The following is a 17,038-nucleotide window of genomic DNA, read 5'->3' as shown; positions in this document are numbered from 1 at the left end:
GGAGCACGCGCGCCCGTGGACGCCGTGAGCGACGGGCGCCGGGCGGGCGCCCGGACGCCGGGCGACGGCGCGCGGGGCCGTGCGCCGTCGGAGCGGGGGTGGAGATGAGTCCGTCCGCGGCCCGTGCGTACATGACGATCGGCGAGGTGCTCGGCCTGCTGTCCGCCGAGTTCCCGGACATCACGGTCTCGAAGATCCGGTTCCTGGAGGCGGAGGGGCTGATCGAGCCGGAACGGACGCCGTCCGGGTACCGCAAGTTCGCCCCGGCGGACACCGAGCGGCTCCGGTTCATCCTGGCCGCCCAGCGCGACCACTACCTGCCCCTGCGGGTCATCAAGGAGCACCTGGACGCCGCCGATCGCGGACTGGAGCCGCCTCCCCTGGCCGGACGCCGGCGCGCGCCGCGGAGCCTCGTCGCGGCCGACAGCACGGCGGAGGAGAACGCCGAGGTGCGGCTCACGCGCCGGCAGCTCATGGACGCGGCCGGCATCGACGCGGACGCACTGACCGATCTGGAGGAGTTCGGTCTCGTCCGCCGCGACGGCGGCCACTACGACCGGGACGCGCTCACGATCGCCCGGGCGGCGGCGGCGCTGCGGTCCTTCGGCTTCGAGGCGCGGCACCTGCGCGCGGTCAAGAGCGCGGCGGACCGGGAGGTCGGCCTGATCGAGGCCGCGGTGGCGCCCGCGATGCGACAGCGCAGCCCCGGCGCGCGGGACCGCGCGGCCGAGACGGCGCGTGAGATCGCGGCGTTGTCGCTGAAGCTGCACGCCGCCCTGGTCTCGACCGGATTGCGGGAGGGACTCGATCCCTGAGATCGGCGTCCTGACCCGTCCTCCGCTCCCCGGCTCGGTGCGACTCGGGTGTACGTTGGCTACAAGGGTTTCGGGTAGCCGTCTCAGCAGGGAGCCGCTGTGAAGCAGATGGAGGTCGTCGGCGTACGGGTCGAGATGCCCTCCAACCAGCCCATCGTGCTGCTGAAGGAGACCGACGGCGACCGTTACCTGCCGATCTGGATCGGCGCGGTTGAGGCCACCGCGATCGCCTTCGCCCAGCAGGGGGTGCTGCCGGCGCGCCCGCTCACCCACGACCTGTTCCGGGACGTGCTGGAGGCGTTCGACGTCCAGTTGCGGACGGTGAACATCACGGCGCTGCGGGAGGGCATCTTCTTCGCCGACCTGGTCTTCTCCAACGGCGCGGAGGTCAGCGCCCGCCCTTCGGACTCCATCGCCCTCGCGCTGCGCACCGGTGCGTCGATCTTCGCCAGCGAGGACGTGCTGGACGAGGCGGGTGTGGCGATCCCCGACGAGCAGGAGGACGAGGTCGAGAAGTTCCGGGAGTTCCTGGACACGATTTCGCCCGAGGACTTCGGCCGCGCCACCTGAGCGGCGTCCCTCGCGTCTGAGAGGTCTCCTCGCCATGGTGCGGAGACCGGGCTCCGCCCGCCTGCGATTGCGCCGTGCTCTTGCGCTCACCGGCGCCCGCCTGGGCTGTTCCTCTCGGTAGCAGGATCGTAATCCCGGAGGAAAAGTTCTGTGCGGCTTCACGGGAACATTCGTGCCCCCAAGAGCGTCACTACGTGGGTAGGTGCCGCCGATAGCGATGAATATGGGGTTTAGGCGACGTCGTAGCGTTTTGCGTTGGCTGCGACGCGCCGACCGCGAACGTTGACCCTGCAGGGGCCGCGACCTACCGTGCTGCTTGAACACCTGCGGCGTAATTCCGTCAAACCCCCTTGGTGGATCGCTGCGGGATGATAGAGCCGGAGGTCCGCGTGGCGGCAAGCAGCGGCGAGGGCAAGGCGGCCCGCGAAAGGCACGATGCGTCTCAACGCGCCGGGGAGCAAGGTCTCCTGTTCGGCGGGAGCGTGTCGCCCCTGCCCGACGACGTCGGGTTCCGCGGTCCAACGGCATGCGCCGCGGCGGGCATCAGCTACCGCCAGCTCGACTACTGGGCGCGCACGGAGCTGGTCGTGCCCAGCGTGCGTTCCGCCCATGGTTCGGGGTCCCAGCGTCTGTACAGCTTCCGCGACATCCTGGTGCTGAAGGTCGTGAAGCGGTTGCTGGACACCGGGGTCTCCCTGCAGCAGATACGGACCGCCGTGGAGCACCTGCGCGACCGCGGCGTGCACGACCTGGCGCAGATCACCTTGATGAGCGACGGCGTGAGCGTCTATGAGTGCACGTCGCCCGACGAGGTCGTCGATCTGGTGCAGGGCGGCCAGGGAGTGTTCGGAATCGCGCTGGGACGGGTGTGGCAGGAGGTCGAGGGCAGCCTCGCGGAGATGCCGGCCGAACGCGCGCACGCGGGCGGTGACAGCCCCCACGACGAGCTGGCCCGCCGTCGGCGGGTGCGCAAGACCGGCTGATCCCGGTCTCGCCGACCCCGGACCGCTGATCCCCCCGATCTCACCGAGAGCGAGTGCCTTGAGCCCCACCCGGCAGCAGGACGACAAGGAGTTCACCCGGTCGCCGAGCCACTTCACCGACCGCATCACCGCCGACGGCTCCTCGCCGTGGCCGGTGGAGCCCGGCCGGTACCGCCTGGTGGTCAGCCGCGCCTGCCCCTGGGCCAGCCGCGCGCTGATCGTCCGCCGGCTCCTGGGCCTGGAGGACGCGATCTCCGTCGGGGTCGTCGACCCGATCCAGGACGAGCGCAGCTGGCGGTTCACGCTCGACCCCGACGACCGTGACCCGGTTCTCGGCATCCGCTTCCTGTCCGAGGCGTACGAGAAGGCCGAGCCCGGCTACGACGGCGGCGTGAGCGTCCCGGCGATCGTCGACGTGCCCAGCGGGCGGCTCGTCACCAACGACTACGGGCAGATCACGCTGGACCTGTCCACCGAGTGGACCGCCCACCACCGGCCCGGGGCGCCGGACCTGTACCCCGAGCGGCTGCGGGACGAGATCGACGCCGTCAACGCCGAGGTGTTCCGTGACGTCAACAACGGCGTCTACATGGCCGGCTTCTCCCGGGACCAGGAGGGGTACGAGGGGCACGTCCGGCGGCTGTTCGAGCGGCTCGACGCCCTGTCCGAGCGGCTGGAGACGCGCCGCTACCTCGTCGGCGACACGATCACCGAGGCCGACATCCGGCTGTTCGTCACGCTGGTGCGGTTCGACGCCGTCTACCACGGCCACTTCAAGTGCAACCGCAGCAAGCTGACCGAGCTGCCGGTCCTGTGGGCGTACGCCCGCGACCTGTTCCAAACCCCAGGTTTCGGCGACACGGTCGACTTCGACCACATCAGGCGGCACTACTACTACGTCCACCACGAGATCAACCCGACCCGGATCGTCGCGGTCGGCCCGGATCCGCGCGGCTGGCTGACGCCGCACGGGCGGGAGGAGCTGGGCGGCCGGCCCTTCGGGGACGGCACCCCGCCCGGCCCGCCTCCCGCCGGCGAACGCGTGCCCGACCTGTCCTGACACCCGGTTCCCGCCGGCGAACGCGTGACCGGCCTGCCCTGACCGCCGGCGACCGGCGTGCGGTCGGCTCCGGCCGGGCCAGGGGCGATCGGACCGGGTGAGGGTCAGATCGCCTCTTTGCGCTGCAGGTAGGACAGCGATGCCCAGCCGGGCAGGACGGGCAGCCAGAAGGTGTGCAGCCGGAACAGCAGCACCGCCGAGGTCGCCGTTCCGGCCGGCAGCCCGGCGAGCGTGAGTCCCAGCGACAGCGCGCCCTCCACGGCACCGAGCCCGCCCGGCGTGGGAGCGGCCGAGCCGAGGGCATTGCCGGTCAGGAACACCACCGCGACGGTCGTCAGGCTCATCGAGCCGCCGAAGGCCCGGATCGACGCGTCCAGGCAGGCGACGAACGCCGCCGTGAGCAGGAGCGTGCCGCCCAGGCCGGTCGCGAGCTTCTTCGGCGACTGCAGCACGTCCAGCAGGCGCGGCAGCACCCCGGAGAACATCGAGCGCATCCGCGCGGCGACGAGCCGCCGCAGCGGCCCGACCGACAACAGGATGATCGCCAGGACGGCCGCCCCGAGCAGCGAGACGATGATGATCCGCGACGGCGGCAGCGACGGGCCGTAGTTGCTGCCCGTGATGTAGCCGAAGAGCGCCAGCATGAGGATGTGGGAGGCCATCCCCGTCAGCTGTGAGGCGCCGACGCTCGCGGCCGCCTGGCCGGCCGGCACGCCCGCCCGCTGGAGGTAGCGCGTGTTCACCGCGATCCCGCCGACCGCGGCGGGCGCGACCAGCTTGATGAACGAGGCGACGAGCTGCACCAGGATCGTCCGGCCCAGTGGCAGCCGCTCCGGCACGAACCCCATCAGCATCAGGGCCGCGGCCAGGTAGCTGGCCGCCGAGGCGAGCGCGCCGACGGCGAACCACCGCCAGTCGGCGTGGGTCACGAGGTGGGCGAGGTTCACGTTGCCGAGCTGGGACAGCAGGAGGTACGCGCCGACCATCCCGGCGACCACGCTCACCAGCGTGCGCGGCCGGAAGCGGTCGAGCCGCAGCGGCTGGGCCGCCGTCACGAGCTCGGGGCGCAGCACGCGGATCTGCTCCCGGATCCGGCTCAGCAGCTTCTTGTCCCGGCGCAGGGCGTTCCTCGTCGAGCGGGCGAGCACGACCTTCTGCAGCAGCGGCACCGCCGCGCCGAGGGCGTCCGCGCCGAGCACGGCGGCAGCGGTGCGCACCGTCCGCTCGGCGCCGACGCGCAGCGCCAGCTCGGTCAGCAGCTGCGCCAGGTCGACGCGGAGGACCAGGTCGCCGGCGGCGATCTCCCCGCCCCGCAGGTCGACGAGGTGCGGCCGCCCGGACTCGTCGACGAGGATGCTCTCGCTCACCAGCAGGCGGTGCGCGAGGCGGCGGTCCTGCAGGCGCTTGAGCTCGGTCCAGACGCCGACGAGCAGGTCGTCGGTCAGCTCCTCGTCCGGCAGGTCGGCGAGGAGCCGGCCCGGCACGTGCTCGTAGGCGAGCAGGGCGGCCTCACTGCCCACCTCCGACGTCGCCAGCAACCGCGGGGTCGCCGCGCCCGCCGCCGTCGTGGCGTAGGACATCAGAGACTCCTGCTCCAGCGAGCGGCGCAGCGACCGGATCGTACGGCGTGGCATCTCGCCGCGCAGCCGCGCCCGCCGCCACAGGCGGTACAGCAGGCCGGCCGTCTGCTGGTCGCGGTCCAGCACCGTGACGTCGATGGTCCGTCCGTCGGCGAGCGCCGCCGTGTAGCGGCGGGTGTCCTCAGGGCCGGCGGCGACGCGCGCGGCGCGGACCGGAGCCAGCCCGACGCGCCGCAGCGCGGCCACGACGGCGTCCCCGGGCGGACGGATGTTGGGGGCGCCGACCGCGTAAAGGGTGCCGTAGCCGACGGCGCGGCCGATGAGGTAGGTCGTCAGCACCGCCAGCGGCGTGATCGCGCCGGTCGTGAGGGACGCGACGGCGTCCAGGCCGATCACGCCCCAGGTCGCGAGCTGCCAGCGGGTCCGGCCGCCCAGGCCGACCGCGGTGACGTAGGCGATGACGGGCGTGAGGTCGATGTGGGCCGGACCGGGGAACCACCCGCCGTGCCGCTTCCAGGTCAGATACCAGGCGAGGTCGCGCATGCCCGCCGCGGTCATCCACGAGTCCAGGCCGAGGGAGACGCAGAGCGCGACCACCGCGGCGACGACGCCGATCACCACCCGTAGCCCGTCACGGCCGATGACGCGGGACACCCCGAACGCGACCGGAACGGCCAGGACGCCGATGCCGGACGCCAGGTTGGCGAGGGTGAGGAGCAGGTGCGGTGCCCGCTCGGTTCCGCTGGCGATGTCGGAGGCCAGCCCGCTCGTCGTGTGCCGCGCGATGTGGGCCAGCACCAGGATGAGCCCGATCAAGCCCACGGTCAGCAGGAAGCGGATGGCGTCGGACGGACGCCGGATCCGCCGCGGCAGCGACGGCTCCTCGACCCGCACCTTCCCGGCCGCGCCCCCGTCGGCCGGGCTCTCGCCGGCCGGGCTCTCGCCGGCCGTCGTCTCGCCGGCCGTCGTCTCATCGGCCGGGATCTCGGCCGGTGGAGGCTCGTCGGGGACTCGGCCGGCCGCCGGGTTCTCGCCCGTCGGGCGCTCGTGGGCCGTGGCCTCGGTCGCCGTGGTCTCGTCGGCCGTCGTCTCGGCCGCCGGGCTCTCGGTGGCCGGCCGGATGCCATCGGCGGCGTCGTGTGACCGGGCCGCCGCTTCCACGGCCCCCGTCCCGGTGGACGGGGGCGACTTGCCGGGTACCGTACGGTCGGCGCCGGGGGATTCGTTCACGGACACGCAGTGCATCCTCCCAGTTCATCGGCCGGGACGCTCGGGAGGTGTCCGATAACCGCTCGATGGGCGTCCCGGGCCCGATCACTACACGGACGCGGCGGGCCGCGGCATGGCCATCGCGTTGGGGAAGGGGATGCCGCCGCCCTCGACGATCCCGCGGGCGAGCGGCCGGAGCAGGTCGGTCAGCCGGGCCGCGCCGTCCGGGCCGAGGGCGTCGAGGGGCGGGCGGGCGAGCCGGTCGGTGACGTCCTCGATCGTCTCCCGCTCCGCGCGTCCCTCCGGGGTGGGCGCGCCGTCGTCGCCGAGGAGGCCGCGGGCGCGCAGCCGCCCGGCGGCGTCCGCCCACTCCTCCTCCGTCCAGCCTCGGTGGTCACGCTGTTCGGGCGGGGTGAGGCCGAGCGCGCCCGTCAGGACGTTCGCCTCACAGCCGTCGAGCCCCGCCGTGAGCAGGGCGGCGACGTGCCCGTCACCACGGAACTCCCGGAGCGCGGTCACGGCGTGCCACAGGGCCAGGTGCGGCTCGTCCGGCCGGGGGAGCGCCGCGTGCGCCGCGAACAGGACGCGGCCCGCGACGGGTGCCGCCTCGACCGCCCGCCCCGCCAGGGCGGCGGCCTCGGCGACGGAGGGCCCGTCGATCAGGTCGCCCGCCAGACGGCGCAGGGCGCGGTCGGCGACGGCGGTCCGGGCGGTCAGGACCGCCTCCGGCGAGGACCGGCGCCAGACGTCCGGGAACGCGCGGGCCACCATGCGCGGCGCGAAGTTGTGGAACGCCGCCGTCACCACCTCGGCCGGAGCGGTGCCGAGGGCGGCGGCCCGTGAGGCGAAGTACCCCCGCCAGAAACCCGTCAGACCGGCCTCGGCGTAGGCGTCCCGCGCCTCGGGAGCGAAGTAGACGAACGCGTGACAACACTCGATCAGCCGCCAGGTCTCGTCCATGGGTCTCCTCCGCGTGGGGCCGGGACGGCTCATCGTCGCACGGTGATGCGCGCCGGGGGGAGGGGTACATGATCGTGACCGGAACGGGGTGACTCGTCCTCCGGTAGGGTGGAATGGCCGTCGACCTCGTACGGGAGAGACCTCGCACACCGTGGTGCGGGGCGCCGAAGGAGCAACCCTCCCCGGAACCTCTCAGGCACAAGGGACCGTATGAGCGAGGCACCTCTGGAAAGCAGGACCGGTGCTCCACACCGGGCCTCACCGAAGGTGCAAGCCGCGCCCCGGCGCGGTGAAGCTCTCAGGTTCACCTGACAGAGGGGGAGACCGGCCACCGGCCCGCCCGGTGGCGGCTGCGCATCCACCGCACCAGGAGGCTCCCCAATGACCGAGGTTCCCTTCGTCGATCGGCACATCGGGCCGTCCCCCACCGAACGCGCCGCGATGGCCGAGGCCGTCGGCTTCCCGAGTGTCGAAGCCCTCGTGGACGCGGCCGTGCCAACCGCGATCCGCACCGACCGGCCCCTCACCCTGCCTCCGGCCCTGTCCGAGGTGGAGGCGCTGGCCCGGCTGCGCGAGCTGGCCGCGCAGAACCAGGTCCTGACCTCGATGATCGGCCTGGGCTACTACGGCACGGTGACCCCCGGGGTGATCCTCCGTAACGTCCTGGAGAACCCGGGCTGGTACACCGCCTACACGCCGTACCAGCCGGAGATCTCCCAGGGGCGTCTCGAGGCGCTGCTGAACTTCCAGACCGTCGTGAGCGACCTGACCGGGCTGCCGGTCGCCAACGCGTCCCTCTTGGACGAGGGGACCGCGGCGGCCGAGGCGATGACGCTCGCGCACCGGGCCGCCAGGGCCGGGGACACCTTCCTGGTCGACGCGGACGCGCTGCCGCAGACGATCGAGGTCGTCCGCACCCGCGCGGTGCCGCTGGGCATCGAGGTCCTCGTCGCCGACCTGGCCGAGGGCCTGCCGGACGGGGAGTTCTTCGGAGTCCTGCTGCAGTACCCCGGGGCGAGCGGCGCCGTACGCGACCTGGCGCCGGTGACCGAGGCCGCGCACGAGCGCGGCGCGCAGGTGGTCGTGGCCGCCGACCTGCTGGCCCTGACCCTGCTGCGGGCGCCGGGGGAGTTCGGCGCGGACATCGCGGTGGGCACCTCGCAGCGGTTCGGCGTGCCGTACGGCTTCGGCGGCCCGCACGCCGGTTACATGGCCGTACGGGAGGGGCTGCAGCGGCAGCTGCCCGGCCGCCTCGTCGGCGTGTCCCTCGATGTGGACGGGGACCCGGCGTACCGCCTGGCGCTGCAGACCCGCGAGCAGCACATCCGCCGGGAGAAGGCCACGAGCAACATCTGCACCGCCCAGGTGCTGCTGGCCGTCATGGCGAGCATGTACGCCGTCTATCACGGTCCGGAGGGGCTGCGCGGCATCGCCGAGCGGGTGCACGGGCACGCCGTCCGCCTCGCGGGCGGGCTCGCGGCGCTCGGCGCCGAGATCGTGCACGAGACGTTCTTCGACACCGTGCTCGCCCGGGTGCCGGGCCGGGCCGGGGACATCGTGCGCCGGGCGCGCGAACACGGCGTCAACCTGCGCCTCGTGGACGCCGACCACGTCGGGGTCGCCTGCGACGAGACGACGACCGGCGGGCACGTGACCGCGGTGTGGCGGGCGTTCGGCCTGGCCGAGGAGGAGGCCCTGTCCGTCGCCGCGGAGGCCGCGCTGCCCCCCGCGCTCCGCCGGGAGAGCGGCTACCTGGACCACCCGGTCTTCCACGCGCACCGCTCGGAGACGGCGATGCTGCGCTACCTGCGGCGCCTGCAGGACAAGGACATCGCGCTGGACCGCTCGATGATCCCGCTGGGCTCCTGCACGATGAAGCTCAACGCCACGACCGAGATGGAGCCGATCACCTGGCCGGAGTTCGCGCAGATCCACCCGTTCGCGCCGCTGGAGCAGGCGCGCGGCTACGTCGCGCTGATCGGGGAGCTGGAGGCGTGGCTTGCCGAGATCACCGGATACGCGAAGGTGTCGGTGCAGCCGAACGCCGGCTCCCAGGGCGAGCTGGCCGGTCTCCTCGCCGTGCACGGCTATCACGCCTCCCGCGGCGAGAGCCATCGTGACGTCTGCCTGATCCCGTCCTCCGCGCACGGCACGAACGCCGCGAGCGCGGTGATGGCCGGGATGCGCGTGGTCGTCGTCAAGAGCACCGACCACGGCGACATCGACCTCGACGACCTGCACGCCAAGATCGACAAGCACCGTGACCGGCTCGCGGCGATCATGGTGACGTACCCCTCGACCCATGGCATCTACGAGGAGACGATCACCGAGGTGTGCAAGAGCGTCCACGACGCCGGCGGCCAGGTGTACGTCGACGGCGCCAACCTCAACGCCCTGGTCGGCCTGGCCCGGCTCGGGGAGTTCGGCGCGGACGTGTCCCACCTGAACCTGCACAAGACCTTCTGCATCCCGCACGGCGGCGGCGGCCCGGGCGTCGGCCCGGTGGGCGTGCGCGAGCACCTGGTGCCGTTCCTGCCCAACCACCCGCTGCGGCCCGAGGCCGGTCCCGAGACGGGCAGCGGACCGATCGCGGCCGCGCCGTGGGGCTCGGCGGGGATCCTGCCGATCTCGTGGACCTACATCGCGATGATGGGCGCGGACGGGCTGCGCGACGCGACCGGGGCCGCGGTGCTGGCCGCCAACTACGTGGCCAAGCGGCTGTCGGAGCACTACCCGGTCCTCTACACCGGCCGGGGCGGCCTGGTCGCGCACGAGTGCATCATCGACCTCCGCAAGATCGCCAAGGAGACCAAGATCACGGCGGAGGACGTCGCCAAGCGGCTCATCGACTACGGGCTGCACGCGCCGACCCTGGCCTTCCCCGTCGCGGGCACCCTGATGATCGAGCCCACGGAGAGCGAGGACCTCGCCGAGCTGGACCGCTTCTGCGACGCCATGATCCAGATCCGCCGGGAGATCGAGCGGGTGGCGACGGGGGAGTACGACGCGGACGACAACCCGCTGAAGAACGCCCCGCACACCGCCGCGTCGCTGCTGACGGAGGACTGGAAGCACTCCTACGGCCGGGAGGACGCCGCCTACCCGCTGCGGTCCCTGCGGGAGAACAAGTACTGGCCGCCGGTGCGCCGCATCGACCAGGCGTACGGCGACCGGAACCTGGTCTGCTCCTGCCCGCCGCCGGAGGCCTTCGAGTCCTGAGCCCGGTACGCCCCGGTGCGCGGCGCGCACCGGGGCGGTCCTCTCACCAGGCCGCGAGCGTACGGGCCACGGCGGCGTTGACCACGGCGGACAGGTCGCCGGTCTCCTCGTGCACCCGGCGCTGCAGGGCGGCGCCGTTGCCCCGCTCCAGCAGCCGCTCGGCCAGCTCGGTCACGGCCTGCAGGTCGCCCGTGTCGACGAGGGCCGAGGCGACGTGCTCGATCAGCGCGCGGACCACCACTCCGGCCGGGGCGGGGCGCTGCGTCACCGGATGGATCAGGTCGCCGGCCAGCCCGGACCGGCTCGCCCGCCAGGACGCGAGGCGAAGGAGTTCCGTGCGCACGGGCACCGGCGGCCGCCCGGACCGCCACTCACGCGCGGCGGTCTCCACCAGCCCCCGGACGAGCGCGGCGAGCAGCACGGCGTCGTCCGCCATCAGGCACACGTCCGCGACGCGGACCTCCACGGTCGGATAGTGCCGGGACAGCCGGGCGTCGAAGTAGATCATTCCCTCGTCCAGCAGCGTCCCGGACTCCACCATCGACCGTACGGTCTCGTGGTAGAGCTTGGGCGTCCCGAACGCCTCGGTCGGCCCGGCCGACGGCCAGCGCCCCCAGACCTGGTAGCGATAGCTGTCGTATCCGCTGTCGTGCTCCTGCCAGAAGGGGGAGTTGCCGGTCATCGCGAGCAGCGGCGCCAGCCACGGGCGGATGCGGTCCAGCACCCCCACGCCCTCGTCCTCGGACTCGATGCTCACGTGGACGTGGCAGCCGCACGTCAGCTGCTCCTGCGCGGTGAGGGCGTACTCCTCGGCCATCCGCAGGTACCGCTCCGCCGGAGTGGTCGAGGGGGTGACGGCCCGCGGCGAGGTCGCGAGCGCGGCCACCTCCGAGCCGGCCCGCCGGGCGGCCTGGGAGGCGGCGTTCCGGCGGTCCCGTAGCTGGCGCGACAGCTCGTCGAGCGTCGTACACGGGTCCGTGCCCGTCTCGACCTGCTGCCGCTGCAGCTCACGCTCCGGCCCGTCCTCGTCCCCGCCCCGCGTGACGGACTCGGCGAGCGCGACCGGGACCCCGCTGCTCGGTGCGACCAGCAGCAGCTCCTCTTCGACTCCGAAACTTCGCAACCACGGCCTCCTCGTTCGGCAGGGAATCCTCGTACCCGCAGGGGATCCTCGTGCAGCAGGGAATCCGTCTCTACCCCGCCAGGGACGGAAGAACCGGGCAGCCGAAAAGCCCGTGGACGCCATCGATTCCCTTATTCCGGCGCGCCGACGTATCTGAACGATGAGTTTTCCCCGTGCCGCTGGTCTACCGTGAGCGACCTGAACTTCCGCAGGTCACCGAGCATATAAGCCCCCAAAACCGGAGGAGCGGCGCGTGAGCGGAGTACGGGTACTGGTCGGGACGCGCAAGGGCGCGTTCGTCCTCACCTCGGACGGCCACCGGGAGGAGTGGGACATCAGCGGTCCCTTCTTCGGCGGCTGGGAGATCTACCACATGGCGGGTTCACCGGCCGACCCGTCCCGGCTGTACGCCACCCAGTCCTCCGGGTGGTTCGGGCAGCTGATCCAGCGGTCCGACGACGGCGGGCGGACCTGGCGGCCGGTGGGCAACCGGTTCGAGTACGACGGCGCCACCGGCACCCACCAGTGGTACGACGGGACGCCGCATCCCTGGGAGTTCGCGCGCGTCTGGCACCTGGAGCCCTCACCGGCCGACCCGGACACCGTCTACGCCGGAGCCGAGGACGCGGCCATCTTCCGGTCGGAGGACGGCGGGGGGACCTGGGAGGAGCTGCCCGGACTGCGCCGCCACGGCTCCGCCTCGTCGTGGCAGCCGGGAGCGGGCGGCATGTGCCTGCACACGATCATCCTCGACCCGTCCGACGCGCGCCGGATGTACGTGGCGATCTCCGCCGCAGGCGCGTTCCGCACCGACGACGGCGGCGACACCTGGCGGCCGATCAACCGCGGCCTGGTCAGCAACGGCATCCCGGATCCCCAGGCCGAGGTCGGCCACTGCGTCCACCGCCTCGCGCTGCACCCGTCGCGCCCGGAGGTCCTGTACATGCAGAAGCACTGGGACGTCATGCGGACCGACGACGCCGGCGAGTCCTGGCACGAGATCAGCGGCGACCTGCCGTCGGACTTCGGCTTCCCGATCGCGGTGCACGCCCACGAGCCGGACACCGTCTACGTCGTGCCGATCAAGAGCGACTCCGAGCACTACCCGCCGGACGGACGGCTGCGCGTCTACCGCAGCCGGACGGGCGGCGGTGACTGGGAGCCCCTGACGAAGGGGCTGCCGCAGGAGCACTGCTACGTCAACGTGCTCCGCGACGCGATGGCGGTCGATTCACTCGACTCCTGCGGCGTCTACTTCGGCACCACCGGTGGTCAGGTCTACGCCTCGGCCGACGCCGGGGACTCCTGGGCGCCGATCGCCCGGGACCTCCCGGCCGTCCTGTCCGTCGAAGTCCAGACGCTGCCGTGATCCGTGTCGTCCTGCCCGCGCACCTGAAGGTCCTCGCCAGGATCGACGGCGAGGTCCGGCTCGACGTCGCCGGGCCGGTGACGCCCGGCTCCGTCCTCGACGCCCTGGAGGACCGGTATCCGGTGCTGCGCGGCACCATCCGCGACCACGGCACCCTCCGGCGCCGGGCGTTCGTCCGCTATTACGCGTGCGAGCGGGACCTCTCCCACGACCCGCCGGACACCCCGCTGCCCGAGCCGGTCGCGAAGGGCGCCGAGCCCTTCCTGATCGTCGGCGCGATGGCGGGCGGCTGACCCGCGATCCCGCTCCGGGACCGGTGAGCGCCCCCCGCGGGGGCGGCGGGCGCTCACCATGGGGCGGGTGACGCTCACCGGCAGGGCGGAGGGCGCCCGCCCTCGGACGGGCCGCGGATCAGGCGCCGTCGAGGACCAGCAGCGTCGACTCGGCCGACTCGTCGACGAGGGCGACGCGGATCTCCTCGGGCCGGTAGTGCCGCAGCGGCACCGCGAAGACGGCCGTGGCGAGCCGTCCCTCGTACTCGGCGGTGTAGCAGAGCACCCGGACGTCCTCCTCGTCCCAGGTCTCCCGTAGCCCGGATCGCAGCAGTCCGCTGACCTGCCGGTACGCCGTGCTGCCCAGGAGCTGCTGGAGACTGGACTCCAGGGGCATGTCGAACGACCGGTCGGCGAGCGGGTGCCGCAGGCGTACCCGCAGCCGCCGCAGCGGGTACAGCCACCGCCGGTCCGCCTCCGGTGACAGCGCGACCAGCGCCGCGGCCTCGCCGAGGAGTGTCGTTCCGGCGGCCCACGGGTGACCGGTCGCCGCGTCCCACCACGGGCCCGCCCGGGTGCCGAGCAGCGCCGCCGCCAGGATGAGCGCGGCGCGGGCGAAGCCGCGCCACGTCACCGGCATGGGGCGCGCGCTCATGCAGCCGCAGGAGGAGTCCGGCGCGACGACGCGGGCGTACGCGAGGTACGCGAGGAACCCGGTGGCGAGCACGGCGGCGGCCACGGCCTCACCCGCGTAGACCGGAGGCAGCAGCAGAGCGGCGGCCAGCGCCAGTTCCGCCGCGCCGACCAGCCGGTGGGCGATCGGCGCCCGTGCCTCGCCGACCAGCGACCGCAACGCGGACCTCTGGGCGGCGCGGCGGGCGGACGCGCCGGCACACTTGACCCCGCCCGACCACAGCAGGGTCGCGCCGACGAACAACGGCTGGACCGACGCCGGCCACTCGACCATGGAAGATCGCCTCCTTCCGGCTACGCGCCCGAGTAGACGGTCGCGATGTCCACCTCGTTGGTGTCGGGCCGCCAGGCGCCGATCACCTTCACATGCCTGCCGACCTGCAGCCGGGTCAGGTCGGCCACGGCCGGCGCGGAGCCGTACACCGCGGCGGTCCTGCCGCCGACCACGTGACCGATCACTCGCTTGCCGTTGTGGTCGAGGTGGAGGCGCGCGGTCTCGATCGCGGCGATCGACGCGTCCAGGTTGACGATGTTCACCCAGATCGCGTCTGCGGCCAGCGAGCCGTCCGGCAGGCGGACGCCGCGGGCGTAGAACCCGTCACCCACCTTGATCTGGTCGAAGGTCGTCGGGTGCAGCTTCCAGATGCTGGTGCCGTCGGTGATGTGGATGCGGTGCAGGGTCCGGTCGGATCCGGAGGCCTTGAGCAGGGAGCCGCTGATGCCGGTGATCCGGCCTTCGGCGAAGTTCGGGTCGAGGGCGCCCGGGTCGAGCTTGATCTTGGGCGCGGCGGCGAAGGCGGCCTCGGGGGCCAGCGAGCCGAGGGCGGTGGCCCCGGCGACGGCGGAACCGCCGAGCACGGCGGAGGTGAGGAAACGACGGCGATCTGGCTGGGGCATGGCGGGGGCCTCCGGTCAGCTGTCGATACGGGCGGGGGACAGCCCGGTCGAGAGGTCGGCGATGGCGCTGTAGGCCGAGGGCGTCAGGTCGATGATCCGGTTGGTGTAGCAGGTCGACCCGCAGCAGGACCGTTCGCCGCAGAAGGAGTTCGTGTCCGGTCCGCAGTCGGCGATCGACACGCTCACGCACTTGCCGCTGCAGACGCTGGTCACGTAGAACACGTGGCCGCAGGTGCGACGGGCCAGGCCCTCACCGCACTGGTCGGGCCGGGTGATGTTGAAGCAGGCGTCGGACGTGTTCGGCCACGCGCACTGGTGCGAGCCGGAGTTGCAGGTGCCGCAGGCCCCACCGCCCGCGCTCCCGCAGGGTCCCCAGGAGCTGCCGCAGCAGAACCACGACATCTCCCCGTAGGCGGGAGAGCTGCTGTTGGAACACCCCATCTTCTGTCTCCGTTCGTTCGTTCCGACGTGACAGGCCTGCCCGGGTGTCCCCGATCGTGAAGAAGGAAACTTACGTCGTCAACAGCGAAGTAAAAGGAAACTTTCTACAACCGGCCGTCCGCGTGATTGGCAGAACCACGCTCCTGCCCTAGTCGCGCGAACCGTCCGGTATGCCGCCCGCCGAGCGCCCTGGCCACACCAGGCCACGCGAGCGCGGAGTGCCCTCCGGAGCCCGCCCGAGCAGGTCGAGCGCCGCGCCGAGCCGCGACGGCCCGGTGCGAACCGGGCGACGCGCCGCGTGATAGATGTCCTTGCCGACGATTGGACGTCGATCGAGGCAGGGAGTGGCGGATGACGACGGCGGAGCATCGGACGTCGGGCGGCGGAGCGGTCGAGGAGGTCGACTCGCTGTTCCGCGCGCTGGTGGATGACGGCGACGTGCCGGGGCTCGCGTACGGGATCGTCGACCGCGGAGGCCTCGTCCATGCGGCCGGTCACGGCGTCGCGCGGCTGGACGGTGACCGCCCGGACGCGGCGACGGCCTTCCGCATCGCGTCGATGACCAAGAGCTTCACGGCCGCCTCGATCATGACCCTGGCCGCGGAGGGAGCGGTGCGCCTCGACGACCCGGTCGGCAGGTACGTTCCGGAGTTCGGCGCGGTACGGCCGCCGACGACCGACTCCCCGCAGGTGACCGTGGGGATGCTGCTGTCCATGGCAGGCGGCCTGCCCACCGACGACCCGTGGGCCGACCGTCAGGAGTCGATGAGCCGGGAGGAGTTCGGGCGCCTGCTGACCGGCGGTGTCCGCTTCGTGAGCGTCCCGGGCACCGGCTTCGAGTACTCCAACCTCGGATACGCCGTCCTCGGCCGCGTGATCGAGGCCGCCTCCGGCACGCCGTACCACGAGTTCGTGGAGCGGCGCCTGCTCCGCCCGCTCGGCCTGACGGCGACCGGCTTCGACACCTCGGTCGCCGCGCCGAGCGGCGTCGCGACGGGGCATTCCCGGCTCGACGGGCGCTGGCACCCGGAGGCGTTCTCCGATCCCGGGGTCTTCTCCGCGATCGGCGGGCTGTTCAGTACGGTCGAGGACCTCGCCCGGTGGATGCGCTGGCTCGCCGACGCCTTCCCGGCGCGTGACGGCGCGGATGACGGGCCCCTGCGCCGGGCCTCGCGCCGCGACATGCAGCAGGTGCACCGGGCTGTGTCGCCGCCCCGGCCGGCGGGGCGGCCGGGCGACGGATCGATGCCCGTCACCGTGGGCTACGGCTACGGCCTGATGATCCAGCAGGACCCGGTCTGGGGAACGGTCGTCGCGCACAGCGGCGGATATCCGGGATTCGGATCGCACATGCGCTGGCACCTGCGTACGGGCCTGGGCGTCGTCGTGCTGACGAACGCCAGGTACTCCACGGGCCGTGTACCGGCGGCGGCCGCGCTGCGCGCCGTCCTCGCGGACCTGGCCGACCCGCAGGAGCCCGTGGCCCTGTGGCCGGAGACGGCCGAGGCGCGGGCCGCCGTCGAGGGGCTCCTGCGGGGGTGGGATCCCGACGCGGCCGCCGCCTGGTTCGCCGGCAACGTCGACCTGGACCTCGACCTGGGCCGTCGCAGGGCACGGATCGAGAGCCTGGTCGGCGAGGTGGGGCCGCTGCTCGACCCGGCCGAGCCGAAGGAGATCGTCCGGTCGGACTCGCCGGCCCACGTCATCTGGGACGTCCGGGGCGCGCGCGGCGTGCTGCGCTGCGAGATCCGGCTGAACCCGCAGGACCCGCCCAGGATCCAGACGCTGGACGTGACGAGGGAAAGCTGACGTGGGATCGGGTCGCGCCCAGGTGGATGGGCGATTCG

At 72.9% G+C, this 17,038-nt stretch carries 14 protein-coding genes and 1 riboswitch; of the genes, 8 read left to right on the top strand and 6 right to left on the bottom strand.

The genetic code is table 11. The features are described from left to right. The first annotated feature begins 104 nt into the window (after positions 1–104). The 4 genes from ftsR (at position 105) to NDW01_RS22840 (ending at position 3,428) form a co-directional block, all read left to right on the top strand. Positions 105–815 carry a transcriptional regulator FtsR gene (ftsR, locus tag NDW01_RS22855; protein WP_252823308.1) on the top strand — a complete coding sequence of 237 codons (711 nt, stop codon included), beginning with the start codon at positions 105–107 and terminating at the stop codon, positions 813–815. A 99-nt stretch (positions 816–914) separates the two neighbouring features. Continuing rightward, entirely contained in the window at positions 915–1,385 is a 471-nt protein-coding gene (locus tag NDW01_RS22850; RefSeq protein ID WP_252781406.1) for a bifunctional nuclease family protein, read from the top strand. 389 nt (positions 1,386–1,774) lie between these two features. After that, positions 1,775–2,368: a MerR family transcriptional regulator gene (locus NDW01_RS22845; RefSeq protein ID WP_252781405.1), complete on the top strand. Its 594-nt coding sequence runs from the start codon at positions 1,775–1,777 to the stop codon at positions 2,366–2,368. A gap of 58 nt (positions 2,369–2,426) precedes the next feature. Further along, positions 2,427–3,428: a glutathione S-transferase family protein gene (locus tag NDW01_RS22840; RefSeq protein WP_252823307.1), complete on the top strand. Its 1,002-nt coding sequence runs from the start codon at positions 2,427–2,429 to the stop codon at positions 3,426–3,428. A gap of 104 nt (positions 3,429–3,532) precedes the next feature. Here NDW01_RS22840 and NDW01_RS22835 read toward each other — a convergent pair whose 3' ends face one another. Then, positions 3,533–6,244, bottom strand: coding sequence for a lysylphosphatidylglycerol synthase transmembrane domain-containing protein (locus NDW01_RS22835; protein ID WP_252823306.1), 2,712 nt, complete (start codon positions 6,242–6,244; stop codon positions 3,533–3,535). A gap of 81 nt (positions 6,245–6,325) precedes the next feature. Next, positions 6,326–7,177 (bottom strand): SCO6745 family protein, encoded by an 852-nt coding sequence (locus tag NDW01_RS22830; protein WP_252823305.1) that lies wholly within the window; start codon positions 7,175–7,177, stop codon positions 6,326–6,328. 121 nt (positions 7,178–7,298) lie between these two features. Beyond that, positions 7,299–7,396, top strand: a riboswitch (glycine riboswitch). A gap of 162 nt (positions 7,397–7,558) precedes the next feature. Here NDW01_RS22830 and gcvP point away from each other — a divergent pair. Continuing rightward, positions 7,559–10,396, top strand: coding sequence for an aminomethyl-transferring glycine dehydrogenase (gene gcvP / locus NDW01_RS22825; protein ID WP_252823304.1), 2,838 nt, complete (start codon positions 7,559–7,561; stop codon positions 10,394–10,396). Between the two features lie 43 nt (positions 10,397–10,439). On the opposite strand, the gene NDW01_RS22820 is transcribed toward gcvP, so the two are convergent. Next, complete coding sequence (locus NDW01_RS22820) at positions 10,440–11,519, bottom strand: carboxylate-amine ligase (protein WP_252823303.1); 1,080 nt, start codon at positions 11,517–11,519, stop codon at positions 10,440–10,442. 253 nt (positions 11,520–11,772) lie between these two features. On the opposite strand from NDW01_RS22820, the gene NDW01_RS22815 reads away from it, so the two are divergent. Then, a complete protein-coding gene (locus NDW01_RS22815) occupies positions 11,773–12,888 on the top strand; it encodes a WD40/YVTN/BNR-like repeat-containing protein (protein ID WP_252823302.1) in 1,116 nt (371 codons plus the stop codon). Next, the gene (locus tag NDW01_RS22810) at positions 12,885–13,181 is read left to right on the top strand and encodes a MoaD/ThiS family protein (RefSeq protein ID WP_252823301.1); all 297 of its coding nucleotides are present in this window, start codon (positions 12,885–12,887) and stop codon (positions 13,179–13,181) included. The genes NDW01_RS22815 and NDW01_RS22810 overlap by 4 nt, the downstream gene beginning before the upstream one ends. A gap of 118 nt (positions 13,182–13,299) precedes the next feature. Here NDW01_RS22810 and NDW01_RS22805 read toward each other — a convergent pair whose 3' ends face one another. Genes NDW01_RS22805 through NDW01_RS22795 form a run of 3 tightly spaced genes read right to left on the bottom strand, consistent with a single transcriptional unit; the run spans position 13,300 to position 15,191 of the window. Then, entirely contained in the window at positions 13,300–14,127 is an 828-nt protein-coding gene (locus NDW01_RS22805) for a MauE/DoxX family redox-associated membrane protein (RefSeq protein ID WP_252823300.1), read from the bottom strand. A 20-nt stretch (positions 14,128–14,147) separates the two neighbouring features. Next, a complete protein-coding gene (locus tag NDW01_RS22800) occupies positions 14,148–14,750 on the bottom strand; it encodes a cell wall protein (protein ID WP_256512741.1) in 603 nt (200 codons plus the stop codon). A 15-nt stretch (positions 14,751–14,765) separates the two neighbouring features. After that, the gene (locus NDW01_RS22795) at positions 14,766–15,191 is read right to left on the bottom strand and encodes a septal ring lytic transglycosylase RlpA family protein (RefSeq protein WP_252781395.1); all 426 of its coding nucleotides are present in this window, start codon (positions 15,189–15,191) and stop codon (positions 14,766–14,768) included. 351 nt (positions 15,192–15,542) lie between these two features. Between NDW01_RS22795 and NDW01_RS22790 the strand changes: the two genes are divergently transcribed. Beyond that, positions 15,543–17,000 (top strand): serine hydrolase domain-containing protein, encoded by a 1,458-nt coding sequence (locus tag NDW01_RS22790; protein ID WP_252823299.1) that lies wholly within the window; start codon positions 15,543–15,545, stop codon positions 16,998–17,000. Positions 17,001–17,038 lie beyond the last annotated feature (38 nt).

The organism is Actinoallomurus soli (assembly GCF_024055715.1).
Classification (GTDB): domain Bacteria; phylum Actinomycetota; class Actinomycetes; order Streptosporangiales; family Streptosporangiaceae; genus Actinoallomurus; species Actinoallomurus soli.
The sequence above is the reverse complement of the archived record's forward strand: the minus strand, read 5'-3'. Positions and strand labels throughout refer to the sequence as shown.